This is a genomic window from Chryseobacterium jejuense (genome assembly GCF_900100075.1).
Lineage (GTDB): Bacteria > Bacteroidota > Bacteroidia > Flavobacteriales > Weeksellaceae > Chryseobacterium > Chryseobacterium jejuense.
The window spans coordinates 101,127-124,663 of record NZ_FNEG01000006.1 but is presented as its reverse complement, the minus strand read 5'-3'; the positions used below and the strand labels follow the sequence as shown (position 1 = coordinate 124,663).

The 23,537-nt window shown below is 34.9% G+C and carries 24 protein-coding genes; 17 read left to right on the top strand and 7 right to left on the bottom strand.

Annotated elements, in window-relative coordinates; translation table 11 throughout:
• Position 1 precedes the first annotated feature (1 nt).
• The 3 genes from BLS98_RS23825 to BLS98_RS17845 form a co-directional block, all read right to left on the bottom strand.
• Positions 2 to 157 (bottom strand): CCPGW family putative bacteriocin, encoded by a 156-nt coding sequence (locus BLS98_RS23825; protein ID WP_449384771.1) that lies wholly within the window; start codon positions 155 to 157, stop codon positions 2 to 4.
• A gap of 490 nt (positions 158 to 647) precedes the next feature.
• Positions 648 to 3,143 (bottom strand): M1 family metallopeptidase, encoded by a 2,496-nt coding sequence (locus BLS98_RS17850; RefSeq protein WP_089738513.1) that lies wholly within the window; start codon positions 3,141 to 3,143, stop codon positions 648 to 650.
• A 211-nt stretch (positions 3,144 to 3,354) separates the two neighbouring features.
• A complete protein-coding gene (locus BLS98_RS17845; protein ID WP_089738003.1) occupies positions 3,355 to 4,188 on the bottom strand; it encodes an OmpA family protein in 834 nt (277 codons plus the stop codon).
• An 86-nt stretch (positions 4,189 to 4,274) separates the two neighbouring features.
• Between BLS98_RS17845 and tilS the strand changes: the two genes are divergently transcribed.
• From tilS to BLS98_RS17815, 6 genes are all read left to right on the top strand, one after another.
• Positions 4,275 to 5,624 (top strand): tRNA lysidine(34) synthetase TilS, encoded by a 1,350-nt coding sequence (gene tilS / locus BLS98_RS17840; protein ID WP_089738001.1) that lies wholly within the window; start codon positions 4,275 to 4,277, stop codon positions 5,622 to 5,624.
• Complete coding sequence (locus tag BLS98_RS17835) at positions 5,614 to 7,683, top strand: protein-disulfide reductase DsbD family protein (RefSeq protein WP_089737999.1); 2,070 nt, start codon at positions 5,614 to 5,616, stop codon at positions 7,681 to 7,683. The genes tilS and BLS98_RS17835 overlap by 11 nt, the downstream gene beginning before the upstream one ends.
• A 256-nt stretch (positions 7,684 to 7,939) precedes the next feature.
• Entirely contained in the window at positions 7,940 to 8,461 is a 522-nt protein-coding gene (locus BLS98_RS17830) for a biopolymer transporter ExbD (RefSeq protein WP_089737997.1), read from the top strand.
• 72 nt (positions 8,462 to 8,533) lie between these two features.
• On the top strand, positions 8,534 to 9,316 hold the full coding sequence (locus BLS98_RS17825; RefSeq protein WP_089737996.1) for an alpha/beta fold hydrolase: 783 nt from the start codon (positions 8,534 to 8,536) through the stop codon (positions 9,314 to 9,316).
• A gap of 3 nt (positions 9,317 to 9,319) precedes the next feature.
• Complete coding sequence (locus tag BLS98_RS17820) at positions 9,320 to 10,132, top strand: hypothetical protein (RefSeq protein ID WP_089737994.1); 813 nt, start codon at positions 9,320 to 9,322, stop codon at positions 10,130 to 10,132.
• Between the two features lie 44 nt (positions 10,133 to 10,176).
• Complete coding sequence (locus tag BLS98_RS17815) at positions 10,177 to 10,980, top strand: patatin-like phospholipase family protein (RefSeq protein ID WP_089737993.1); 804 nt, start codon at positions 10,177 to 10,179, stop codon at positions 10,978 to 10,980.
• Positions 10,981 to 11,055: 75 nt separating this feature from the next.
• Here the strand turns inward: BLS98_RS17815 and BLS98_RS17810 are convergent, their stop codons facing one another.
• Positions 11,056 to 12,060: a DHH family phosphoesterase gene (locus BLS98_RS17810; protein WP_089737991.1), complete on the bottom strand. Its 1,005-nt coding sequence runs from the start codon at positions 12,058 to 12,060 to the stop codon at positions 11,056 to 11,058.
• A gap of 234 nt (positions 12,061 to 12,294) precedes the next feature.
• On the opposite strand from BLS98_RS17810, the gene rpmH reads away from it, so the two are divergent.
• The gene (rpmH, locus tag BLS98_RS17805; RefSeq protein ID WP_034701860.1) at positions 12,295 to 12,453 is read left to right on the top strand and encodes a 50S ribosomal protein L34; all 159 of its coding nucleotides are present in this window, start codon (positions 12,295 to 12,297) and stop codon (positions 12,451 to 12,453) included.
• A 154-nt stretch (positions 12,454 to 12,607) separates the two neighbouring features.
• On the top strand, positions 12,608 to 13,318 hold the full coding sequence (locus BLS98_RS17800) for a cell division ATP-binding protein FtsE (RefSeq protein ID WP_089737989.1): 711 nt from the start codon (positions 12,608 to 12,610) through the stop codon (positions 13,316 to 13,318).
• Between the two features lie 41 nt (positions 13,319 to 13,359).
• Here the strand turns inward: BLS98_RS17800 and BLS98_RS17795 are convergent, their stop codons facing one another.
• From BLS98_RS17795 to BLS98_RS17785, 3 genes are read right to left on the bottom strand one after another with little or no spacing between them, the layout of a single operon-like run.
• On the bottom strand, positions 13,360 to 14,064 hold the full coding sequence (locus BLS98_RS17795) for a tRNA1(Val) (adenine(37)-N6)-methyltransferase (RefSeq protein ID WP_089737987.1): 705 nt from the start codon (positions 14,062 to 14,064) through the stop codon (positions 13,360 to 13,362).
• Positions 14,064 to 15,518, bottom strand: coding sequence for a sensor histidine kinase (locus BLS98_RS17790; RefSeq protein WP_089737984.1), 1,455 nt, complete (start codon positions 15,516 to 15,518; stop codon positions 14,064 to 14,066). Before BLS98_RS17790 ends, BLS98_RS17795 begins: the two co-directional genes overlap by 1 nt.
• Position 15,519: 1 nt before the next feature.
• On the bottom strand, positions 15,520 to 16,104 hold the full coding sequence (locus BLS98_RS17785) for a riboflavin synthase (RefSeq protein WP_089737982.1): 585 nt from the start codon (positions 16,102 to 16,104) through the stop codon (positions 15,520 to 15,522).
• Between the two features lie 48 nt (positions 16,105 to 16,152).
• Between BLS98_RS17785 and pdxA the strand changes: the two genes are divergently transcribed.
• The 9 genes from pdxA to BLS98_RS17740 all read left to right on the top strand — a co-directional run bounded on the left by pdxA (position 16,153) and on the right by BLS98_RS17740 (position 23,536).
• Complete coding sequence (gene pdxA / locus BLS98_RS17780) at positions 16,153 to 17,244, top strand: 4-hydroxythreonine-4-phosphate dehydrogenase PdxA (RefSeq protein ID WP_089737980.1); 1,092 nt, start codon at positions 16,153 to 16,155, stop codon at positions 17,242 to 17,244.
• Positions 17,245 to 17,328: 84 nt separating this feature from the next.
• The gene (locus BLS98_RS17775; RefSeq protein ID WP_089737979.1) at positions 17,329 to 17,859 is read left to right on the top strand and encodes a YceD family protein; all 531 of its coding nucleotides are present in this window, start codon (positions 17,329 to 17,331) and stop codon (positions 17,857 to 17,859) included.
• A gap of 67 nt (positions 17,860 to 17,926) precedes the next feature.
• A complete protein-coding gene (rpmF, locus tag BLS98_RS17770) occupies positions 17,927 to 18,130 on the top strand; it encodes a 50S ribosomal protein L32 (protein WP_002976251.1) in 204 nt (67 codons plus the stop codon).
• Positions 18,131 to 18,257: 127 nt separating this feature from the next.
• Complete coding sequence (gene accB / locus BLS98_RS17765; RefSeq protein ID WP_089737977.1) at positions 18,258 to 18,740, top strand: acetyl-CoA carboxylase biotin carboxyl carrier protein; 483 nt, start codon at positions 18,258 to 18,260, stop codon at positions 18,738 to 18,740.
• Between the two features lie 98 nt (positions 18,741 to 18,838).
• Complete coding sequence (gene accC / locus BLS98_RS17760; protein WP_047385963.1) at positions 18,839 to 20,194, top strand: acetyl-CoA carboxylase biotin carboxylase subunit; 1,356 nt, start codon at positions 18,839 to 18,841, stop codon at positions 20,192 to 20,194.
• 38 nt (positions 20,195 to 20,232) lie between these two features.
• Entirely contained in the window at positions 20,233 to 20,823 is a 591-nt protein-coding gene (locus BLS98_RS17755) for a YdcF family protein (RefSeq protein WP_228425397.1), read from the top strand.
• A 33-nt stretch (positions 20,824 to 20,856) separates the two neighbouring features.
• Positions 20,857 to 21,288, top strand: a complete 432-nt coding sequence (locus BLS98_RS17750; RefSeq protein WP_089737975.1) for a hypothetical protein — start codon at positions 20,857 to 20,859, stop codon at positions 21,286 to 21,288.
• A gap of 196 nt (positions 21,289 to 21,484) precedes the next feature.
• On the top strand, positions 21,485 to 22,735 hold the full coding sequence (rocD, locus tag BLS98_RS17745) for an ornithine--oxo-acid transaminase (RefSeq protein ID WP_089737974.1): 1,251 nt from the start codon (positions 21,485 to 21,487) through the stop codon (positions 22,733 to 22,735).
• A 3-nt stretch (positions 22,736 to 22,738) separates the two neighbouring features.
• Positions 22,739 to 23,536 carry a DUF5672 family protein gene (locus BLS98_RS17740; protein ID WP_089737972.1) on the top strand — a complete coding sequence of 266 codons (798 nt, stop codon included), beginning with the start codon at positions 22,739 to 22,741 and terminating at the stop codon, positions 23,534 to 23,536.
• Position 23,537: the final 1 nt, after the last annotated feature.

Below are 23,537 nucleotides of genomic sequence, written 5' to 3'. Positions count from 1 at the left end.
ATTATATGGCTATACAATATTGTCTTATCCCAGCACACACCCATCCTGGGCAACACTTTGTCTGTGGGCTAGTACAAAATATCTGTGGATTACACCCTCTAATAGCACCTTGTACAGTTTTCATTTCTCCTCTTGAAAGTTTTTTTGAATTTTTCATAATTATTTTGTTTAGTATTAATTTCCTACTCTTTAAGATTTTCGGACACCTCTATATTTATTTCCTTTTACAGGGACTTAAATATACGCATTCTTTTATTATTCAGATAATTATATGTAAAACAAATTATTTAAGAGAATTTAATAATCTAACATTCGGGAAAAATCCCATACAAAATACCGGGAAAATACGGATGTTTTTTCTGTAGTATTAATTCTAAGTTTGCAAAGAGAACGAAGGGGTAAAAACACTAGAAAACAAAATGATTGCAGAAGATCAACCACAAACTAACCATGAGAATCAAAAAAATGTTCCCCAAAAAGGGAATACACAATCTTCTGCAAAAAAAAACAAGACTGAAATATCCAATCATTTTTTACGACGAATTATTTCCCTTTTGAAAAAAGAAGAATTAATTTGATTAAAAAAAATCCCGAATTTCTTCGGGATTTTTTTTTGAAAGGTTTCAAAGTATGAAAGCCTGCCAACTTTATTTATATTCTTCTATAACTTGTTTCAATGCTGCGACCTGTTTGTTAATACTTTCTTTGTTTTGTAGATTGTTTTTTAAAGCTTCATTCTTTTTAAGCAATCCGGCCTCCAACATATTATAAATTGCTTTTTTAGTCTCAACATTTTTTACCATTTGAGATTTTGCCTGATTTAAAATCTTCACAATTCCTTCTGTAGCAGCAATATTATCAGTTTCCATAATCCTGTTGAATCCTTCTTCTGCAACCTTACCCAATTCTGGATTATTAGGTTTCACTAATGGATAAAAAGCCACAATGGGAACAATATACTGCATTTGGGAATCTATTTTATTTTCAACCACAATAGGAAGCATTTTAATAATCACATCCTTAGAAGCTTGTGAGAGATCTACCTTACTAATCAAAGTTTTGGTTTTTGAAGGATCTGTAGCCCAGATGGCAATTAATGAATTTACTTTAACTGCGTTGGACACTTCATTCATTCCTTTTTCGAATAGTGGTAGGTATTTTTTATTTTTGGTCTTTGCCAGAGCAGAGATAGCCGCAGCCTGCACCAATGTTCTTGGATCATGAGTGGCTAATTTCTCAACATCAGCTGCCAGGTTTTTATTTTGATTCGAATTGGTAAGATCTAATATCTCCAGTGCTTTGATTCTGACTCTGAAAAAAGGATCCTTTAATGCAGCAGATAATAGTTTAACCGACGCAGGATTGTTTACATCATCCTTAATTCCGGCCAATGCTTTATACCGGCTTAAAAATTCTTTGGAATGGGTAAATTGTATAAGATTTTGTTCCGGTGTTTTTTTATCTGTAATTTCAGAAAGTAATATTCCATCGGCATTGATATTAACCAGATCAGGCTTGCCCGAAGCATTAAAGCTGAAAGTATTTTTTGCCTGAGCTTTTACCCATACATTATACCGTTTTGGCTTTCCATTATCATACACATCAATTGCTAAAGGAAACTCAAAAGGAAGATCCTGTGTTTGGTTCACGATTATTTCTACTTGCTTTTTTGCAGGCTCAAAAGTGTATGAATAGTTCAACTTAGGGTTTCCGCTTCCATAATACCATTGATTAAAAAACCAATTCAAATCTTTTCCTGATACTTTTTCAAAAGATAATCTTAACTGCTGAGCCTCTGCATTTTTATATTCGTAGGTTTTTAAGAAATCACTTATTCCTGCAAAAAAAGCATCATCACCCAAATAATTCCTCAGCATATGAAGAATACCACCCCCTTTCTCATAAGATACCACATCAAAAGTATCTTCTGGAACATCATAGCTAAACCTTACAAGATCTTTTTTAAAATCCGAAGGGCTGTTGAAGTATTTATTGAGATTAGACATTAAATGATAATCTGCCTGATCTTTTCCATACTTGTATTCATTCCAGAGATATTGGGAATAATTTGCAAACGATTCGTTTATTGTAAGATTACTCCAGCTTTCTGCGGTTACCAAATCTCCAAACCAGTGGTGAAACAATTCATGAGCAATATATTCTTCCCATTTATTTTCATCAATCAACTGTCCCGGTTTCTGTAATACGGCTGTATTATGAAGAGTAGCTGTGGTATTTTCCATTGCAACGCTTGGATAATCCCTCCCGGAAATTTGTGAATATTTTGCCCATGGATAATCATAGTTTAATTTCTTTGAGAAAAACTCCATCATTTCAGGAGTATTTCCGTAGATCTGTCTGGCATAAGGTTCATATTCTTTTTCTACATAATAATCTATCGGAACATCTCTCCATTTATCTTTTACAACACTATATTCTCCCACTCCCATAAAGAAAAGGTAAACTGAATGCCTTTGATTCATCACCCAATGATCTGTTCTCATATTTCCGGACTCTTTCTGGGATTCTTTTAAAACTCCGTTAGAAAGGGTTAGGTATTTATCAGGGACGGTCATATAAATTTCCTGAGTGGTCTTTTGATTAGGCTTATCTATCGTAGGAAACCATACTGATGAAAATTCAGATTCACCATCTGTCCAGATCTGAGTAGGTTTATCAGGATCTTTCCCACTCGAATTGATGAAATACAATCCCTTAGCCGGGCTTCCCTGCGCTTCTACTACATTAGGTCTGGAAGTATATTTGATATAAACAGTATAATCCTGATTCCGGTTATAAATCTTATCGAGATTGATTGTAAGAACATTGTCACCGTAATGGTACTTTAATGGAGTTCTGTTCCCTCCTCTATCCATTGCCACCTCGTGAATCAGCATTCCTTTAGCATCTAATACCAATGAGTCTGACGGATAAAAATAAGGCGATGCCGTGAGCCATTCTTCTCCGTTCATTTGCTCATTCTGATAATCAAAATTTACTTTCAGCTTGGTATGCTTCAGTTCTGTGCTTTTTGTATGGGTTGCTTTATATACTTTTTCTTTTCCGGAGGTTTCTGTTTGTGCAAAAGCTGTTCCGGATAAAAAGAAGCCCAATAAGCTTACTGATAAAATAATTATTTTCATGTGATTATTATTTTTTATTGGTAATTCCTGATAAGCGGTGGCAAACAGCATTTTCAAAATCAACACATCTCATTGGTTTCCAAAGGCTATATCTAATTTATTTTAAATAAGTAGTCCTGCTTATTTAAAAGTTACATCCAAAATAAATAATTCATACCACAAAAAAAAGATCCCGAAAATCGGAATCTTTTTTAACTGTATCATTCAGTAATTATTTTTTGGGAGCAATATCCATTAGCTTCATGAACTCATCCAGCTTAGGCATAATGATAATTTCCGTTCTTCTGTTTTCAGATCTTCCGGAAACGCTCATATTAGTAGCTTTCGGGTTGTATTCAGAACGACCACCTGCTGTAATTCTTGCCGGGTCTACCCCAAACTGAGTTTGAAGTACCTTAGCAACAGAAGTACCTCTTAGTGCAGAAAGATCCCAGTTGTCTCTTGGCAGATTTACAGAATTTAATGAAGCATTATCTGTATTTCCTTCAATCAATACTGAATATTTATCATAATCATTGATTACTTTTGCTACTTTCCCTAACACTTCCTGAGCAGCGGGCAAGATATTATAATCTCCTGTTTTGTATAACATTTTATCTGAAAGGGAAATCATTACCACCCCTTTCAATACTTTCACCTGTACATCTTCATCCGATACATTATCTAAAGATCTCTTAAGTTTGTTAGACAAAGCAAGATTTAAACTATCGTTTTTAGCATTGCTAGAAATCAACTGCTTGATATATGTATTGGAAGCATTAATTTCTCCCACAAGTTTGTCAATGTTAGCAGAACTTTTTCCTGTATTGGAAAGACATGCATCCAATGATGACTTTAAAGCATCATGCTGACTTTTTAATAAATTATTTTCACCTGTCAATGCAGAGTTTTGAGATTTCAAATCCTGAATTTCTCTCTGTCTTTCTCCAATATTTTCAATACACTGCTTATAGTTTGTGCTTAAGGCATCATACTGCTTCTTGCTCACACAAGAAGTCATTCCCAGTGCCATTGCAGAAACTGCTACAATTTTTAAAATCTTCATAAATAATCTTTTTAGATCAATCAAAGTTAGGAAAATTCAATTGAATTATATGGATTATCTTTGTATAAAAGAAATTCTCAACACCTATGTTGAAAAAATCAAGCTTCAGAAAACAATTAGGAAATCTTATTCACCCATCTGAAAACCACAGCTATCTTTTAGCAGTGAGTGGAGGTGCTGACTCTATGGTTCTAGCCTCTCTATTCAAGGATTTGAGAGATGAAAAACAGCACTCAGAATGTTCATTTCAAGTGGCCCATATTAATTATAGGCTTCGTGGAGAAGATTCGGATAAGGATCAAAAAGTAGTACAGGATTTTTGTGAGAAAAATCATATAAAGTTCCACCTGTATGAAGTTTCGGAAAAAGATAAAAAACCGGAAAATTCTATTCAGCTTTGGGCAAGAGAACTTCGGTATGCTTTTTTTAAGGAAATTCAGGAAAAGGAAAAACTGGAGTTTCTGGTTACCGCTCATCACCTGAACGATCAGCTGGAAACATTTATCATTAATCTTTCCAAAGCTGCAGGAATTAATGGTTTGAGTGGAATCCCCGCTAATGACAATCATATTCTTCGCCCGCTTTTACAATTCTCTAAACAGGAAATTTATCAGTTTGCAGAAGAGAAGAGAATTGAGTTTCGTGAAGATCTTTCCAATAAAAAAAGTGATTATCTGAGAAATAAGATCAGAAATGAAATTGTCCCGAAATTACAGGAGACCAACGATCATTTCCTGGAAAACTTCAAAAAAAGTTCTTCATACCTGAACCAGACCAGAGATTTTGTTCAAAAGCAGGTTCAGGAGATAGAAAATAAGCTTACTGTATTTAACCAAGACCATAAAATCTTATCAAAGGAAAAGCTGGATCAGGAAAGCGATTTTGTAAAGTTTGAGATCTTAAAAAAATATGGGTTTAATCAGGAAGAGGAAATCCCTAAAATTTTTAAGGCAGAAAACAACAGTTCTTTTTTTTCAAAAGAATATCAGTTGATTGTCAACAGAGATGAATTAATCTTTATTGAAATAAACAAAAAAACTGAAAACACACACGAAATCACCCTGATTGATCGTTTTGATTTCTCAGAAAACCGGATTACCATCAACCTTAATGATTCTATTGAAGACATTGATGGAATCAATAAAAATATGGAATGGGATTTTGATGCTGAAAAAATTCAGTTTCCACTGTGTTTAAGAAAACAGCAGGATGGCGATGAGTTTTACCCGACCGGTTTTTCGGGGAAAAAGAAAGTTTCTAAATTTTTTAGGGACGAAAAATTATCTATTTTAGCGAGGCAAAAAATTTGGATATTGTCTGATGGTAAGAATTCCGTACTTGGAGTCATCCCTTTCAGACAGGATAGAAGATATGCAAAGGATGAGAAAACAGAACGTATTCTCAAAATTTTTAATGAAACGAAAAATGAAATTTAGAAATTGGTTTTTATTAATCCTACTCTTTTTAGCAACAGGAATTAATGCACAAATTAAAAATCCTGTAAAGTTTAAATTTACCATCAACGATCTGGGCAATAACCAGTATGAAGCGGTTTTGAATGCCACCATGGAAAAAGGATGGCATATTTACTCCAAAGACCTTCCTGAAGATACAGGAATTCCTACTGAGTATAAGGTTTCAGGAAAGAATATTGAACTTATCGGAAAGTTTACGGAAGTAGGCAAGAAACATGAGGAATTCTCTGAAGCTTTCGGGGGAACTATTGTTTTTTACTCCAATAGTGCTGGTTTCAAACAGAAATTTAAGCTAAAGGATCCTGCAAAACCGGCTGATGTAACGTCTGAAATCACTTATCAGACTTGTGATGACAGAGTTTGTCTGGCTCCGAACACTTTAGAGTTTAATCAAAAAGTGACTCCAAAAGGGGCTACAGAAACAACCACTACTGAAGAAACTACAGAGCCTGCAAAAGATTCTGTAAAAACCGTTGAAACAGTTACTGAAAATCCAACTAAAACGGAGGTTACCATTGCAGAAACCTCAACATTAGATCCTAAACAATTGAAAATTGAAACACTGGATTTCAAAAAACCATTAACAGATTGTGGAACAGCTTCTACAAAGGTAGATGAGAACTATTGGACTTATTTATTCTTAGGTTTCATTGGAGGGTTAATTGCCTTATTAACACCATGTGTCTTCCCGATGATTCCTTTAACAGTTTCATTCTTCACCAAAGGAAGTAAGGATAAAGCAAAAGGGAAAAGAGACGCTCTGATCTATGGATTCTTTATTCTTCTTATTTTCGTTTTATTGAGTATTCCTTTCCACATTATTGATGGAATTGCAGGAAATATCTTCAACGAGATCTCCACAAGTGTATGGCTGAACATTGCCTTCTTTATCATATTTATATTCTTTGCCGGAAGCTTCTTCGGGTATTATGATATTACGTTACCTAGCTCTATTGCCAATAAATCTTCAAAAGCTGAGGAAGCTGGTGGCATCATCGGTATTTTCTTTATGGCATTAACCCTGGTAATTGTTTCTTTCTCTTGTACAGGACCTATCTTAGGGAGTTTACTGGGAAGTGCCGTAACCGGTTCTTCGAATGTACCAATGCTACTAACTTTTGCTTTGGCGGGATTCGGTTTAGCGTGGGCTATCATTTTTGGACTATTGGCTTTATTCCCGCAAGCATTACAAAGTCTGCCAAAATCTGGAGGATGGATGAACACGGTAAAAGTGGTTTTAGGTTTCGTAGAATTAGCTTTAGCTTTAAAATTCTTATCAAAAGCAGACCTTGTTTCAAAAACATTCTTCTTAAAAAGAGAACTCTTCATTGCTATCTGGATCATTGTTGCTCTAGGTTTGGCTTTATATTTATTCGGATTAATCAAGTTTCCGCATGATGATAAAAAACCTAAAATTTCAATCACAAGAAAAATATTAGGGGTATTAGGATTCGGTTTTGTGATCTATCTGATCCAAGGGTTAATTCCATCTGAGCGTCCAAAACTTCAGTTATTAAGCGGAATTTTGCCTCCATTGAATGTAAGCTATTTCCACGATGAAAAAGATGGAATTCTAGGAATGCATCCGGAACATGATTTCTTTAAAGCGATTGAAGTTGCTAAAAAAGAAAACAAGCCGATCTTAATTGACTTCACGGGTTACGGTTGTGAAAACTGTAGAAAAATGGAAGAGTTTGTATGGAGCGAACCGGATATTTTACCTATCCTTCAGAATGATGTGGTCTTAGCTTCTCTGTATGTAGATGACAAAGAAGAGCTTCCTGAAGATCAAAAAACAAAGATTGATCTTGGGGAAGGACAAATCAAAAAGGTGAAAACAATTGGGGACAGATGGAGTTTATTCCAACAGGTTAACTTCAACAACAACTCTCAGCCTCACTACGTTTTAATTACTCCTGACGGGAAAGTTATTAACACTCCTGTTTCCGGATATATGCCGAAGGAAGATTTCAAGACGTTCCTGGAATGTGGAGTTAATTACTTCAAGAAAAGTAAATAAATAATTTATTAATATAAATGATAAACTCACACTTACATAGTGTGAGTTTTTTTATTTCCAGAATTCAAACAGATTATTCATTTTCAATATATCTAGCAATTGTTTTTAACATCATTTAAGTACAATCATTTATTAAAAATGAAAATTTATTACACATTTTAAATTTTAGGCATCAACTTTGTATCAACTTTTCAAAATCACGATCGGATTTTCAAAGTTTTCATCAAATACCGTTTAACAATTTAAAATATTAATTATGGCAGAAGTAATTGCGCAAGAAAAGCAAGGTGGCAAGCAAAAGAAAAAATTAATCCGAGTAGACATGACTCCCATGGTAGACCTGGGATTCCTGCTGATCACTTTCTTTATGTTCACCACCAATTTTACAAAACCCAACGTGATGGATCTGGGACTTCCCGCAAAAGACCCCGAAAACAAAATTATTGATAAAGTAATTGGAGACAAAAATCAGGTCACATTTATTCTGGGAAAAGATAATCGTGTTTTTTACCATCAAAGCAATGCAACAGATTTAAATATAAGCAACCTAAAAGAAACAGATTTTAGTGGAATAAAAGTTTCAAAAATCATTTCCGAAGCTTATAAGAATGCTCCTAAGCCGGAAAATTTCACAGTAATTATCAAACCTACTGATGAAGCCAATTACAAAAACTTTGTAGACATGCTGGACAACCTGGCGATTGCTAAAAAAGAACGTTATGGCGTAACAGATATCAAACCTTGGGAAACAAAGGTTTATAAAGAATTAACTCAATAAAAAAGAAAGAGCATTTTTAAAATGCTCTTTTTTGTTTACATTTGAATGGTTAACCCCTAAAATTTTGGAATCATGCTGAACTTTGAAAGAAAAGGAAATGGAAAAGAAACTTTAGTACTCCTCCACGGTTTTATGGAAAACCTCTCTATTTGGAGTGATATGGAGCCTCATCTTTCCAAAGATTTTTCCCTTTTAAAAATTGATCTTCCCGGACACGGACAATCTGAGGTCCTGGGAGAAATTCACACCATGGAACTCATGGCTGACGAAGTAAAAAAAGTGTTAGATGACCAGAATGTAGAGAAAATACATTTATTAGGACACTCTATGGGTGGATATACTTCCTTGGCTTTTGCAGAAAAGTATCCCGAATTCCTAAAAAGTTTAACTCTTTTCTTCTCCACTTATTTCGCAGACGATGAAGAAAAAAAACAACAGCGTATCAAAAGCTACAGGATTATTAAAGATGCTTTTGCCCATTATGCCAGAGCAGGAATCCCAAATCTATTCAATCCCAATGAAAGAGATATCCTGGAAGGGAAAATTGAAATAGCCCTGGAAACTGCACTTTCTACAAACAATATGGGAGCTCTTGCCTGTGTAAAAGGGATGGTGGAAAGAACAGATAAAAAACATATTATGCAAAATCTGGAAGCTAAAATTCTGGTTCTGGCGGGTAAACATGACAATGCTGTTAAAACAGATATTACGATCAAAAATCTTCCGGACAGAACGAATATCAAATCCTATGTATTGGATTGTGGCCATAACGGACACTGGGAAAAGCCTGGTATCTGTGCAGAAATCATTAACACCGAACTCCTTCACAATCTTCCTAAAAAATTAGTATTGTAAAACATGAGAATTGCTATCACTACCTTTATTCTGCTTTCATTTTTAAGCTGTAAAAAAGATACCCAACCAGCTAATGACCCTGCATCTACAGACACCGCTCAGATATCTCCTCCCAAAACTGACACTGCTGCAGCCATTCAGCCAAAGCAGGAAATATTCAACTTCGGAACGGAACTTTGTGATAATAAAGGTTATTTCGATAGTAATAAATATTCCAGAAAAGAGCTTGAGGACACTTATAAACTTTGGTTTGAATTGAGTGGATCTCTACTAGATACCCCTTTCGTCAATACTCTTAAAGACCTTAATGAAATAAGGGATAATAAAGACCAGATTCTTGCAAAACTGGATAAAGATTTTGCGCAAAAGAAAGCTCAGATTATGAATCTGAAAGTGATCAATACTCCCTATTGGCAAAGCATCAAACAAAAGAGTTATGAAGAACTTGTTCAATCTTATGAAATAGAGAAAATTCAAATCATAGCTTACTCTGATCCTTCAATACTTCTTAAAAATAACAGATGTTCTAACTTTTCCAAAGCATTAAACTCAACTGATGAACAGATGTTTGGAGAATGGAAGAAACTCAGAGAGGGTATGAGCAAAAACAATAGCGATCCACAGCGTATTATTAATCAATTCAATGAACAGCTTAACTCATCAGACAAAAGAGATTATGCCCTTATTGATCTGATTACTTTTGGATGGGGAAACTGTGCCAATGATAAAATACAGAGAGTTTCCCGTGATGAAAAAATGAATAATGAATTCAATGCACTTTTCATTAAGGTTGATTCTGAATGTGATGAACCATAAACATTGAGAAAAATCCTGTATATTAGTAAGGTATAATTTTCTCAATGGGAATATTCTCGTTCAAAAAAAAGACACCACCGAAACCTCCGGTTATCGGACTTACACTTTCAGGCGGAGGAATGCGTGGAATTGCACATATTGCTGTTTTAAAAGCACTGGAAGAATACCATCTTAAACCCCATATCATTTCAGGAACCAGTGCAGGTTCTATCATTGCAGCTTTTTATTCGTTTGGGAAAACTCCGGACGAAATGATGGAAATCGTAAAGCAAACTTCTTTTTTTTCACGGTCTGCCTTGAAATTATCAAAGAATGGAATTTTCAGCTCTAATTTTATTTTGAAACTCTTTAGAGACTATTTCCCTGAAGATAATTTTAATATCCTGAAAATCCCTGTTTATATTGCCACAACAGAAATGACTCACGGCATTGTTGATTTTTTCTCTGAAGGCGAGCTTTTCACACCACTTTTGGCTTCATCAAGTGTTCCTTTTATCCTCCCACCCGTAAGAATGGGAGATAAAATATATGTAGATGGTGGTGTTCTTGATAATCTTCCCATTGAACCCATTATAGATAAATGTGATTTCCTGATTGCCTCCCATGTGAATTCAATAAGCTATGATGAACTTAATAAGATGAGCCTGATGAAAGAATTTGACCGGATTCTCCATTTAGCCATTGCAAAATCAGTCTATTCTAAGGTGAAATACTGCAATATATTTTTAGATCCGCCAAAAATGACGAAATACAGTCTTTTCAACAAGAAATACATGGACGAAATGTTTCAGCAGGTATATGAATATACTTGTATGGAGCTGGAAGAAAAAGGATATAGTAAGGGTTGAGAGTTTAAGCGTGGAAGGGTTGGAGAGTATAATAAAATTGTTTTATAATCTCCTTCTTAAGCTATTTCTCTTTTCTTACAAATCTTCTTCGATTAGTCTTGCTTTGAAAATTTCAATAGTTCCTGGCAAAGAATCATTAGATTTACCCCCTGCAGCATTAATATGTCCGCCACCATTAAAATATTTTCTGGAGAATTGGTTTACATCCACATCATCTTTGCTTCTGAATGAAATCTTGATAAAATCTTCGTAAAGATCTTCCATAAAAAAGGCAGACATTTTCACTCCTGCAATACTTAACCCGTAATTTACGAAACCTTCCGTATCTCCTTTCTGGAAACCAAATTCTTTAAGCTCATTTCTGGTAAGACTTAAAATAGCCACACGGCCATCATTCACAACTTCTATTCTTCCTAAAACTAAAGCAAGCAAATGAAGACGCGAAACCGTATTGGTATCCCAGGTATTGGAAGTAATCATCGCAGGATCTGCTCCTTTTTCAATTAAGTTAGCAATAATTCTATGCGTTGTAGCACTGGTTGAACGAAAACGAAACCCTCCTGTATCAGTCATAATTCCCGTATACATACATTCTGCCATGTCCTGATTCACCAGTTTTTCATCATCCATTGCTTCAATGAAGTGATAAATCATCTGTGAAGTAGCAGGAATTACAGTATCTGAATACACAAAATCAAACGGCTCCGGTTGTTGGTGGTGATCAATAAGAATTTTCTTTCCCTGAGCCTTTACCAGCCAGTCACCTAATAATCCAATTCTTGAAGGAGAATTAAAATCGAGGCAGAAAATAACATCTGCAGCGGCAACCATATCAGCAGCCAGCTTTCTTTTATATTCTGCAATAATCACTTTTTTAGATTCCGGCATCCATTTCAGAAATTTCGGAAAATCATTAGGTACAATAACTTCTGCCTGAATTCCTTTTGCCCTTAAATAATGTTTCAATCCCAGGCTGGAACCAATAGCATCACCATCCGGATTATAGTGGGTAAGAATAACTATTTTGTTTTCAGGTGTTAGTAATGTATTGATCTCTAAAAGTTCTGCTGGTGTAAACATCTTGTGTTTATTTTCGTTAAAATTTAAGTTTTCAAAGATAGAGCTTTTATATAAATCATTTAAATATTATTTTTGCATCTGGAATTTGGTTTCTAATCAAGCTTTGTAAGTATTTGATTAAAAAACATTCCAAATATTTTCAAAAAAAGATTATTAAAGTTTGTATCTTATAAAAATTTCTATATCTTTGCAACCTGAAAATTAATAGATTAATTACGATTTAAACATATAGTAATGAGTAAAAGAACATTCCAGCCATCAGAAAGAAAAAAGAGAAACAAACACGGTTTCAGAGAAAGAATGTCTACGCCAAATGGAAGAAGAGTTTTGGCTGCGAGAAGAGCTAAAGGCAGAAAGAGTTTAACTGTAAGTGCTGCACGCGCTAAGAGATAATCTTTTTATTATCATATACAAAACATGCTTGGAAAGTTTCTTTTCAGGCATTTTTTGTTGTTAAAATTTATTAAAATTAGAGTCAAATAGACTTCTTTTTTCTATTTTTAAAGATTGAAAAATTTTTGTTAGAAATAGCCTTTAAAATTAAATTATGCCACATACAAATATCTCCGGAGACAATATTATAAGTTTACAGCATGCAAAAATTGCCCAAAAAAACTTTACTGTTCTTTCTGATGTAAATCTTAATATTAAAAAAGGTAGATTCTGCTACCTTATTGGAAAAACAGGTTCCGGAAAAAGCTCCCTTCTGAAAACGCTTTATGGACATATTCCATTGGCTTCAGGACATGGATCTGTGGTAGGATTTGAGCTGGCAAAACTAAAACCATCTGACATTCCTAACCTAAGAAGAAAATTAGGTATTGTATTCCAGGATTTCCAACTTCTTTCCGACAGAACTGTTGAAAAGAATTTGAAATTTGTTTTGGAAGCTACAGGATGGAATGATAAAGTAAAAATGGAAGACCGTATTAATGAGGTATTAGGAAGCGTGAACATGAAAAGCAAAAAGCACAAAATGCCACACGAACTTTCCGGAGGTGAACAGCAGCGTATCGCTATTGCAAGAGCCCTTCTTAATCACCCTGACCTTATTCTTGCGGATGAGCCAACAGGAAACCTTGACCCGGAAACTTCTAACGAAATCATGACCCTATTAAAGCAAGTTGCCCTTGAAAACGGAGCAGCTGTAGTAATGGCAACTCACGATTACCATATGATTCAAAACTTCCCTGGTGAAGCTATCAGATGTGAAGATGGAAAAGTTTCAGTATTGGATACTGCAGAACTATTTGAATAAATACAAAAGGATTTAGAAATTACAGAACTCCTTCTTCTTTTCTAAATTCCAGCCTCTTTAAAGACATGAAACTCCTTAGTGAGTTCAAGATATTGGTCCGAGTATTTTCTCGGACTTTTTTCTATAATAAATTCAGATTCCAGAAGATTTTTTTTCGTTAAAGAAAACTCCAAGACCAATCTTTTTGTTTTGGAATTTTCAATGCCTTTAACATTAATTCTTCTGTTCAGAAACAGATTATTTTCTTCAGCAATTAAAATAAAGACTTCTCCCGCCTCTACCGGAATAATTACTGAAAGAAGTCCGTGTTCAGATAAAAACCTAGTGGATTGAGCGATAAGCTGCCTGAAATTCAATTCTACCGTCTGACGGGCGATTTTATCTTTATCAGATCCTGATTCTTCAAAATAAGGCGGATTTGAAACAATCAGATCAAACCTGTCTTCCGTCTCAAAAGTTTTAAAATCCTGATGATTATTTTTCAATCTCTTATAGAAAGGAGCATTTTCAAAATTAAGTTTTGTAAGAGCAGCAGCATCTTCATTAATATCCAATCCTAAAAAATCTGCCTGCAGATTTCTTTGAGCTAACATCAATGAGATTAATCCCGTTCCTGTACCTACTTCCAAAACATGAGAAGCAGACTCAACATCCGCTAAGGCACCAAGCAAAACCCCGTCTGTTCCTACCCGGAAGACGTCTTTGGATTGCTGGATTTCAAACTGCTTAAATGTAAAAGGCTTCACTATAAATTGGTAGGCAATGTAATAATAAATGTAGACCCCTTCCCTACTTCAGATTTCACGGAGATCTCCCCTTTATAGTCTTCAATCATTTTTCTTACCATTGATAATCCAAGTCCCATTCCGCTGGTTTTGGAAGTGAAGTTAGGTTCAAAAATTCTCTCATACATACTTTCAGGAATCCCGACCCCGTTATCCTGAACAGAGACAATCACTCTTCGCTGATGTTGTTCTACATCTACATTGATAATTAATTTCCTTTCATCGCTCTCTGCCTGCTTGGCATTGGTCACAAGGTTGGTAATAATTCTGGACAGGTAAATTCTATCCATATTAATCATAATATTACTCTTGTTGGCATGCATAAAGATACTGTCATCATTGAATACACGAAGAATATCTTCTACTTCTGTATTCAGGTTGATGACTTCATTATTTTTTTCAGGAAGTTTGGCAAATTCAGAGAATGCAGAAGCTACAGTGGCAATCAAATCAATCTGATCCACCATCGTTTTACTCATCTGTTTTACTCTTTCTTTGATATTCGGATCTTCAGGATCAAATTTTCTTTCAAAATTCTGAATGGTAAGCTTCATAGGAGTAAGCGGGTTTTTCACTTCATGAGCAACCTGTTTCGCCATCTCCCTCCACGCTTCTTCTGAAGCTTTAAACCTTAGCCTTTCCTTTTGATCCTGAATCTGTAGAATCATTCTGTTATAGGCTCTTGCCAAGGCATTCAATTCATCGTTTTTATAATATCTGATAGGACGCATTTCATTTTCAAATAATGTAATACGTGTAATCATATCAGAGAACTTCGTGATCGTTTTCGCCAGACTGTTAGAAGTCACCCAGCTTATCCAGATACTGAACAGGATAAGAAATATATCTACCAAAAGAATATATTTTACATACTGATGTAATACTTCCAGATAGGCAGATTCGTTGTGATATAAAGGAATATAAACGACACCAATGGGTTCCAGTTCGTTATTTTTCAATAAAAGATATGAAGAGGTAAGTTTAGCATCTTTGGAAGCATCATATCTGGTCATATCAACTCTTGCATCCGTAGACAGGATTTTGTTGATAATTTCTATAGAAAGTGTTTTCTGATCTATCAAGCTTTCATCTTTATTAGAAAGCACATAATTTCCTTTCAGATCATAAATAACAATATCATGCTGGTTAATATCTGCGATCTCAAAGATCTTATTCCCTAAAACCTTCGGCAGATCTTTTGTTTCTACCAATGTACGGCTTACGGCATAATCCAGATATCTCATTACTGCATTGGTTTTCTCCTGCATATCTATATTACTCTGCTGCAGGGAATTATTTCTCAATACAAAATAAGGAACCAGTGATGTGGCCACAACACTTAAAAAGCATACCAATAAGAACCCGAAAAAAACACGGTTCCTTAAACTATATCCTTTATATTTATTTAACGACATCCTACTTTTTAATTAACCTAGCAATATACTTACCAATAATGTCAAATTCCAGGTTTACTTTATCACCAATTTTCAGGTGGTTCATATTGGTAAATTCCCATGTGTAAGGAATAATGGCTACCGAGAACTGAGCATCTTCACTTTTTGCTACGGTTAAACTGATTCCATTTACGGTAATAGAACCTTGAGGCACGGTTACAAAGTTTCCGTCAGCTTCATATTTCATCGTAATAAAATAGCTTCCATCTTTGTTTTCAATTCCTACTACCTCACCTGTTTTATCAACATGTCCCTGAACGATGTGACCATCCAGTCTTCCGTCCATTTTCATGCAACGCTCAAGATTCACAACACTTCCTACTTCCCATTTTCCAAGGTTGGTTTTTTCAAGTGTTTCGTTAATGGCTGTTACTACATATTGGTTCTCCTTAATTTCAACCACAGTAAGGCAACATCCGTTGTGAGCAAGACTTTGATCAATTTTAAGTTCGTTTGTAAAAGGGCATGTCAGGGTGAAATCTATGTTGCTTCCTTTCTCTTCAATCTTTTCAATAACACCAACTGCTTCAATAATTCCTGTGAACATATTATTTTTTGCTAAATTTGTAAATTATAATCTTCAAAGATAATCAAAATGAGCCCAAAAAACCATAAAGTACGAGTAGGAATTTCAATCGGTGATTTCAACGGCATCGGTCCGGAGATCATTATGAAGTCTCTGAAAGACAAAACCATTACAGATTTTTTCACACCTGTAATTTTTGGTTCGGGGAAATTATTCACTTATCAGAAAAACATTTTCAAGCTGAATCTTAATTTCAACTATGTAAATGAAGCTTCTCAGGCACAGGCTGGCAAGCTGAATATGGTAAATCTAACCAAGGAAAACGTGAATGTTGAGTTGGGAGTTCCTACTGAGGAATCTACCCAAATGGCTATTGATTCTTTGGAAGCAGCAACTGAAGCTTTAATGAAAGGAGACATTGATGTTCTAGTAACAGCTCCTATCAACAAGGATGAAATGGTAAAAATGGGCTTTAAGCATGCCGGACACACTGGGTATTTTGAAGAAAAATTCAGTAAAAAAGGACTGATGTTCCTGGTAACTGAAGATCTTAAAGTAGCCGTGTCTACCCATCACATTCCTATTGCAAAAGTTGCAGAGAATATTTCCAAAGAGAACATCAAAAAACAAATCAGGGTATTGAATCAGACACTTATTGAAGATTTCTGCATTCAGAAACCGAAGATTGCCGTATTGGGATTGAATCCACATGCGGGAGATGGAGGAGTTATCGGAACTGAAGAAATAGAAATCATCAGCCCGGCCATTCAGGAACTTTCAGATAATGGAATTCTGGCATTCGGCCCTTTCCCGGCAGATAGTTTCTTCCAACCGAACAAATACAGAAACTTTGATGGGGTTTTAGCCATGTATCACGATCAGGGATTAGCTCCGTTCAAGACACTAGCTTATGAAGAAGGTGTAAATTATACAGCAGGACTTCCTTTTATCAGAACTTCTCCAGATCATGGAGTTGCCTATGATATTGCGGGAAAAAATATTGCCGATGAACAGAGTTTTATGGAAGCTATCTTCACTGCTATTAAGGTTTTCAACAACAGAAGTGAATATAGTGAATTGATGAATACCCGTCTTCAGCCTAGAAAAATGGCTGTTGATAACGGAATTGACGAGGATCTACCTGAGGAAACTGAAGGATAAACCGTTAAAACAAATTTTAAATTAATTTGTTTTAGATTTTATTTGTTATTATAAAAAAAATGCATATTTTTGCACACTCATTTTATGGACAAGTTAAGAAACTATGACGTAAGCTTTTCCGGACTTAAAAACGGAAAACACGAGTTCAAGTTTGAGATAGATAATACGTTCTTTCAATTATTTGACACTGAACAGGAATTTACAAACCCTAGAATAGAAGTGTATGTCTTATTAGACAAACACACTACATTTCTGGAGTTTGAGATTAAGATAAAAGGTTTGGTTGAGTTGGTTTGTGATATTACAAATGAAGACTTCGACTATCCTATTGAGAATGAAATCAAGATTTTGGTGAATTTCGGGGAAGAATATGATGACAGCAATGAAGATGTTATTACGATTCCTACTGCAGAGCATGCTTTCAACGTAGCTCATTTGATCTACGAAAATGTAATGCTTTCTATCCCGATGAAAAAGATTTCACCAAATGTAAGTGATGAAGATATCAAAATTCTTGACCAGTTCAGTCCGAAAGATATTGAGGAAACTGAAGAGGAAGAACATGAAAGCGACCCTAGATGGGAGGCTTTAAGAAAATTAAGAGACAATAATTAAATAGAATAATTTAAATATGATGAGATGATGAATCTCATCGCTCATCAATTAAAAAAGTTATTAGAAAATGGCACATCCAAAGAGAAGACAGTCGTCTACAAGAAGAGATAAGAGAAGAACTCACTACAAAGCTGTAGTTCCTCAATTAGCTAAAGATGCAACAACAGGAGAGCTTCACCTATACCACAGAGCTCACTGGCATGAAGGAAAACTTTACTACAGAGGTAAAGTAGTATTGGAAAAAGAAGTAGCTGCTACTGAAGAAAACTAAGAGTCGCTTTTCATTGAAAAAGCCTCATTTTAATACAAAAACCGCCCAATTTTGATAAAATTTGGCGGTTTTTTGTTGTTTTTTGCGTTTTTTTGGTATCTTTGACATCAAATCAAATATCAAATTTATGGACATTAAAGACATACAGAATCTTATTAAGTTTGTATCTAAGGCTGAAGTTTCAGAAGTAAAATACAAGACTAAAGATTTCGAAATCACTATTAAAACTCCATTAGCTGGAAGCGATGCTGTTTATGCACAGCCTGCAGTATACCACACTGCTCCACAAGCGGTAGCTGCTCCGGCACCTGTTGCAACTCCGGCTGCTGCAGCTGTAGAAAAAGCTGATGCTGCATCTGATGATAGCAAATATGTAACAATCAAATCTCCAATGATTGGAACATTCTACAGAAAACCATCTCCGGATAAAGACGTATTCGTAAATGTAGGTGACGAAGTTTCTGTTGGTAAAGTTGTTTGCGTAATTGAAGCAATGAAGTTATTCAACCAGATTGAATCTGAAATCAGCGGAAAAATCGTTAAAATCTTAGTTGACGATGCTACTCCTGTAGAATATGACCAACCATTATTCCTAGTAGATCCATCTTAATTTAGAGGTTAGATGTTAGACATTAGATGTTAGATTAAATTCTACATTAAAATAACATTATCTAATTTTCAAATTATCTAATTTTCAAATTGAAGAAGATGTTCAAAAAAATATTAATAGCCAATCGTGGCGAAATTGCAATGCGTATTTTACGTACTTGTAAAGAAATGGGGATCAAAACCGTTGCAGTATACTCTACTGCAGATAAAGACAGTCTTCACGTAAGATTTGCTGATGAAGCTGTTTGTATTGGTCCTGCGATGAGCAAAGACTCATACCTTAAAATCCCTAACATTATTGCTGCTGCGGAAATTACAAACGCTGACGCAATTCACCCAGGTTATGGATTCCTATCTGAAAATGCTAACTTTTCAAGAATCTGCCAGAAGAACGGAATCAAGTTCATTGGAGCTTCTCCAGAGCAGATTGAAAAAATGGGAGACAAAGCCAATGCTAAGGCTACCATGAAAGCTGCCGGTGTACCTTGTGTACCAGGTTCTGACGGTTTGATTGAATCTTACGAGCATGCTGTAAAGGTTGCTGAAGAAACCGGATATCCTGTAATGATTAAAGCTACTGCCGGTGGTGGTGGTAAAGGGATGAGAGCTGTTTGGAAAGCGGAAGACCTTAAAGATCACTGGGAATCTGCCATTCAGGAAGCTGTAGCAGCCTTTGGAAACGGAGGTATGTACATGGAAAAACTGATTGAAGAGCCTAGACACATCGAAATTCAGGTTGCCGGTGACCAATTCGGTAAAGCTTGTCACCTTTCTGAAAGAGACTGTTCTGTACAGAGAAGAAATCAGAAATTAACGGAAGAAACTCCTTCTCCCTTTATGACTGACGAACTTCGTGAGAAAATGGGTGACGCTGCTGTAAAAGCTGCAGAATTCATTGGATACGAAGGTGTAGGAACTATCGAATTCCTTGTAGACAAACACAGAAATTTCTATTTCATGGAAATGAATACAAGAATCCAGGTAGAGCACCCTATTACTGAACAGGTAATTGATTATGACCTAATCAGAGAACAAATTCTTCTTGCTGCGGGAACTCCTATTTCAGGAATCAACTATTACCCTAAATTACATTCTATTGAGTGTAGAATTAACGCTGAAGATCCTTATGCAGACTTCAGACCGTCTCCGGGAAAAATCACAGGATTAAACATCCCTGGCGGACATGGAATCAGAGTAGACACTCACGTATATTCCGGATATTCAATCCCTTCTAACTATGACTCTATGATTGCTAAGCTTATCACTACGGCTCAAACCCGTGAGGAAGCGATTGCAAAAATGAGACGTGCTCTTGAGGAATTCTATATTGAAGGAGTAAAAACAACTATTCCATTCCACAGACAACTGATGGATAATGAAGATTATCTTGCAGGAAACTACACTACAAAATTCATGGAGGATTTTGTAATGGACAGAAAATATGATAATCACTAAGATTATTTTAAAATAAAAAAACTTTAAACTGCTTCAATATGAGGCAGTTTTTTATTTTTGTATACATTCCAAAAGATATGCTGAACAAAATTTTAAAATATATTCTGGTTGCATTCCTCTCCTGGTTTGTTATTCATTGCCTATATATCACTTATGATGGCCTTACAAACTCTAATCAGAAAGCAGATCTTGCGGTGGTCTTTGGGAATAAAGTAAACGAAGATGGAACTCTTTCTCCCCGACTGAAAGCAAGATTGGATAAAAGCATTGAACTGTATCAGAAAAAACAAGTCAAAGACATCCTGGTAAGTGGTGGTTTGGGTAAAGAGGGCTATTGGGAAGGTACAGAAATGAAAAAATATCTGATTAAAAATAAAATTCCTGCCTATAATATTCTTGTGGATAACTTTGGGGACAATACAGAGAAGACCGTTCTCAATACTATAAAAATAGCTGATAGCTTACATTATAAAAATATAATCTCTGTATCACAGTTTTATCATCAGGCCAGAATTAAAAAACTGTTCAGGGAATACCATTTTAAAAATATCGAAAGTTCAAGTCCTGCCTATTTTGAGTTAAGGGACTTCTATTCTGTTCTTAGAGAGTTTTTTGCCTATTATTTATAAGAAAAAAATGTTTGTACAAAATAAAAACAAACCATGAATAAGACATTAAAATGGATACTCATCGGAATTACTGGTGCAATTCTACTCTACTTTGCCATCAATTTTGTTGCCGTTTTTATACTTACTTATTTTAGCTCATCCAAAAGAATTGAAAATAATAGTGAAGAAAAAGTATTTGAAAAAATCAAAAGAGACTATCATATTGAAGAAATAGAGCGAGAGCCAAAATATGAAAGAGAAATTGAAGACCAAGACACTATCACTTATACTTTATATTTGTACAGTAAAGATTTCTGCGATATAAAACCCGATTCTTTAAAGAAAAACTCTTTGAAGATTGCTAAAGAAGTAAACCGGATCAATCTGGATTCAAAATTCTATCAATATCGTTTTGTATTCTGTTGTAAGCTTTATAATCCTAACGGAACAGCGATTCAATATGTAAGAAAAAATTTGGTTCCTTAAAAAATATATGATTTGCAGCTATATTTAACTTACTTTTTTAAAGATAGAATACCTACAACGGTTTATCCGTTAAGAAAACATTTCCGCTATAAGCTCATTTAGCCTCAAAATACACTTTAATTACAGCCTTTAGCACGACTCTACTTTTGTTTATTAATCTCATTAATATTATGTAAATTTGTAAAAAACCAACAATATGTCAACAGCAGAACAAACAAAAAACTCACAATATTTTATTGACCTCGAAGACAAACATGGAGCACACAATTATCACCCACTACCAGTAGTTCTGGACCGCGGAGAAGGTGTTTTCGTTTGGGATGTAGAGGGCAAAAGATATTATGATTTTCTTTCAGCATATTCTGCTGTAAACCAAGGACATTCTCATCCTAAAATTGTAGGAGCTTTAGTAGAGCAATCTCAAAAGTTAGCTTTAACTTCAAGAGCATTCTATAACTCTAAATTAGGAGAATACGAACAGAAAATCACTACTCTTTTCGGGTTTGATAAAGTATTACCAATGAACTCGGGAGCTGAAGCAGTAGAAACCGCTGTAAAATTGGCTAGAAAATGGAGTTATGAAGTAAAAGGAATTTCAGAAAACGCGGCAAAAATCATCGTTTGCGAAAATAACTTTCACGGAAGAACAACAACTATCGTTTCTTTCTCTAACGATCCGGATGCCAACCAAAACTATGGTCCATTCACACCTGGATTTATCAAAATTCCTTATAATGATATTGCAGCTTTAGAAGAAGTATTAAGCAGAGAAGCTGGAAATATTGCAGCATTCCTTGTAGAACCTATTCAGGGGGAAGCAGGCGTATATGTTCCGGATGAGAATTTCCTTAAAAATGCTTCCGAAATTTGTAAAAAGCACAACGTTCTTTTCATTGCAGATGAAGTACAGACAGGTATTGCAAGAACAGGAAAACTAATCGCTTGTCATCATGAAAATGTACAGCCGGATATTTTAATTCTAGGAAAAGCACTTTCAGGAGGAATGTATCCAGTATCTGCAGTATTGGCGAATGATGAAATCATGAATGTTATTAAGCCAGGACAGCATGGTTCTACATTTGGAGGAAATCCAATTGCCTGCGCAGTAGCTGTAGCAGCATTAGATGTTGTAGCTGATGAAAAATTATCTGAAAGAGCAGAAGAACTTGGTCAGCTTTTCAGAGCTGAAATCAATAAACTTATCGAAAAGACAGATCTTATTACCAAAGTAAGAGGAAAAGGACTGTTAAATGCTATACTAATCAATGATACTCCAGATAGTTCTACTGCATGGAATCTTTGTTTACAATTAAAAGAAAACGGATTACTTGCAAAACCAACACATGGTAACATCATCAGATTAGCACCACCATTGGTAATTACAGAAGAGCAATTATTGGATTGTGTAAAGATTATTGAAAAAACAATTTTAGCCTTCACAAAATAAACTTTGGTAGATATTATTATTCCAATATATAAACAGATACCTGATAGTGATGACCTTATTTCTCTCAATCAGGTATTTTGTATTTTAGGTAACTATAAAATCACTTTCATTCATCCTAGAAGTTTAGACATTAGTGCTTACAAAAAGTTCAGTGCCTCATTTATTGAATTTGATGATATTTATTTTAAAAACATCTATGGTTACAACCAGTTGATGATGAACTTGGACTTCTATCAAAAATTTTCGGAGAAGTACATACTAATTTATCAAACCGACTGTTTTGTATTTAAAGATCAACTTATTGAATGGTGTAAAAAGGATTTTGATTACATTGGTGCTCCCTGGCTAAGAACTTCAGAAAAAATTCCTTTTATTAAGCTACTTTTTGATAAGGGAATATCTAAATTCAAAACCATCATTAATTTCAGAAATAACGGAAGATGGCAAAAGGATAAATCACTTTTATACAATAATGTAGGAAACGGCGGATTTTCTCTTAGAAAAAGAGAAAAATTCGTGGAAATTTTAGAAAGAATTCCTAATGTTGCAGATATTTATCTAAAAAAAGAAAATTCAGGCCAATTTTATGCCGAAGATGTTTTTTTCAGTATCGAACCAGAAAGAAATGGCATAATTTTTTCAAAACCCAATTATAGGGAGGCTTGTCTTTTTTCAATAGAAAATAAACAACAGAAAGCACTGGATATCAATAATGGAGAAATCCCTTTTGGTTGCCATAGATGGAATAAAGAAAAGAATTTTTGGAGAGAAATCTTCAAAAAATATAACGTACAAATATAAA

Excerpts from the sequence above, each read along its gene's own strand:
- BLS98_RS23825 (WP_449384771.1), bottom strand. The coding sequence starts at position 157 with ATGAAAAATTCAAAAAAACTTTCAAGAGGAGAAATGAAAACTGTACAA.
- BLS98_RS17850 (WP_089738513.1), bottom strand. The coding sequence starts at position 3,143 with ATGAAAATAATTATTTTATCAGTAAGCTTATTGGGCTTCTTTTTATCC.
- BLS98_RS17845 (WP_089738003.1), bottom strand. The coding sequence starts at position 4,188 with ATGAAGATTTTAAAAATTGTAGCAGTTTCTGCAATGGCACTGGGAATG.
- tilS (WP_089738001.1), top strand. The coding sequence starts at position 4,275 with ATGTTGAAAAAATCAAGCTTCAGAAAACAATTAGGAAATCTTATTCAC.
- BLS98_RS17835 (WP_089737999.1), top strand. The coding sequence starts at position 5,614 with ATGAAATTTAGAAATTGGTTTTTATTAATCCTACTCTTTTTAGCAACA.
- BLS98_RS17830 (WP_089737997.1), top strand. The coding sequence starts at position 7,940 with ATGGCAGAAGTAATTGCGCAAGAAAAGCAAGGTGGCAAGCAAAAGAAA.
- BLS98_RS17825 (WP_089737996.1), top strand. The coding sequence starts at position 8,534 with ATGCTGAACTTTGAAAGAAAAGGAAATGGAAAAGAAACTTTAGTACTC.
- BLS98_RS17820 (WP_089737994.1), top strand. The coding sequence starts at position 9,320 with ATGAGAATTGCTATCACTACCTTTATTCTGCTTTCATTTTTAAGCTGT.
- BLS98_RS17815 (WP_089737993.1), top strand. The coding sequence starts at position 10,177 with ATGGGAATATTCTCGTTCAAAAAAAAGACACCACCGAAACCTCCGGTT.
- BLS98_RS17810 (WP_089737991.1), bottom strand. The coding sequence starts at position 12,060 with ATGTTTACACCAGCAGAACTTTTAGAGATCAATACATTACTAACACCT.
- rpmH (WP_034701860.1), top strand. The coding sequence starts at position 12,295 with ATGAGTAAAAGAACATTCCAGCCATCAGAAAGAAAAAAGAGAAACAAA.
- BLS98_RS17800 (WP_089737989.1), top strand. The coding sequence starts at position 12,608 with ATGCCACATACAAATATCTCCGGAGACAATATTATAAGTTTACAGCAT.
- BLS98_RS17790 (WP_089737984.1), bottom strand. The coding sequence starts at position 15,518 with ATGTCGTTAAATAAATATAAAGGATATAGTTTAAGGAACCGTGTTTTT.
- BLS98_RS17785 (WP_089737982.1), bottom strand. The coding sequence starts at position 16,104 with ATGTTCACAGGAATTATTGAAGCAGTTGGTGTTATTGAAAAGATTGAA.
- pdxA (WP_089737980.1), top strand. The coding sequence starts at position 16,153 with ATGAGCCCAAAAAACCATAAAGTACGAGTAGGAATTTCAATCGGTGAT.
- BLS98_RS17775 (WP_089737979.1), top strand. The coding sequence starts at position 17,329 with ATGGACAAGTTAAGAAACTATGACGTAAGCTTTTCCGGACTTAAAAAC.
- rpmF (WP_002976251.1), top strand. The coding sequence starts at position 17,927 with ATGGCACATCCAAAGAGAAGACAGTCGTCTACAAGAAGAGATAAGAGA.
- accB (WP_089737977.1), top strand. The coding sequence starts at position 18,258 with ATGGACATTAAAGACATACAGAATCTTATTAAGTTTGTATCTAAGGCT.
- accC (WP_047385963.1), top strand. The coding sequence starts at position 18,839 with ATGTTCAAAAAAATATTAATAGCCAATCGTGGCGAAATTGCAATGCGT.
- BLS98_RS17755 (WP_228425397.1), top strand. The coding sequence starts at position 20,233 with ATGAGGCAGTTTTTTATTTTTGTATACATTCCAAAAGATATGCTGAAC.
- BLS98_RS17750 (WP_089737975.1), top strand. The coding sequence starts at position 20,857 with ATGAATAAGACATTAAAATGGATACTCATCGGAATTACTGGTGCAATT.
- rocD (WP_089737974.1), top strand. The coding sequence starts at position 21,485 with ATGTCAACAGCAGAACAAACAAAAAACTCACAATATTTTATTGACCTC.